This window comes from Komagataeibacter sp. FXV3 (assembly GCF_015155755.1).
Taxonomy (GTDB): Bacteria; Pseudomonadota; Alphaproteobacteria; order Acetobacterales; family Acetobacteraceae; genus Komagataeibacter.
Genome location: NZ_VWPI01000125.1, coordinates 1 through 766, shown reverse-complemented (window position 1 = coordinate 766; position 766 = coordinate 1). Strand labels below are relative to the sequence as shown.

Below are 766 nucleotides of genomic sequence, written 5' to 3'. Positions count from 1 at the left end.
GCGTGGGCGTCTTGGTATCTTCCGGGGGGGCAACGGGCGCAGTGGGGGCATAATCTGGCGTGTTGGGTGCCGACTCCTCCGCCGCCCGTCCCGCGCCGGAGAAAAAGCGCGACAGCAGCGTCGGGCGCGCAGGTTCCTTCGCCGCCACCGGCAGGTCGTCATCATGGGGGGCGGTAATGACGGGTCGGGTATCCCGTGTGTCGGTATCCTCATGCCATGGCGCCTGATCCGATACCGGTGCGGAACCGTCCATAAGCAGGGGCTGGGTAATTTCCTCGTCCATGCCCGGCGGGTGCATCCAGCTGGTCTGCAGCGAAACCTGCGCGGGCTTGCCCCCCTCCGCCTTGCGTCCTGCCAGCGCTGGCCGCTTTGTCTCCGGCTTTGTGGTAGGTGCGGGCATGTTCTTCTGCCCCAACGGTTTGGCCGCCTGCGGGTCGGCCACGGGCATCATGGCCGTGCCGGACGCCGGACGCACCGTAGCCGGCACCGGCTCCGTCCCCGTTTCGTGGCCTGTATCCGGAAGGGGCGCGTGGAAGGGAGACGGATCCCGTGCAGCCTTTTCCCCGCCAGAATACGGGGCCGTATCCACTACCGTCCGTGCCTGCGCCCTTTCCCCCGTTATCCGGCGCAGCCATACGGCCAGAACCATGGGCTGACGCAGCAGAATCCTGATCCCACGACCGATGCCCCGCCATTCCGACAGGGACAGGGCAAGGGCCAGCAGCACCAGCAGCCCCCCCAGCACCAGCCCCAGCAGCCAGACAAC

The 766-nt window shown here is 67.8% G+C and carries 1 pseudogene; it reads right to left on the bottom strand.

Features of this window, described 5'->3' with window-relative positions:
* Positions 1-766, bottom strand: a pseudogene (locus F1542_RS11500) (cell division protein FtsK); the annotation flags it as partial.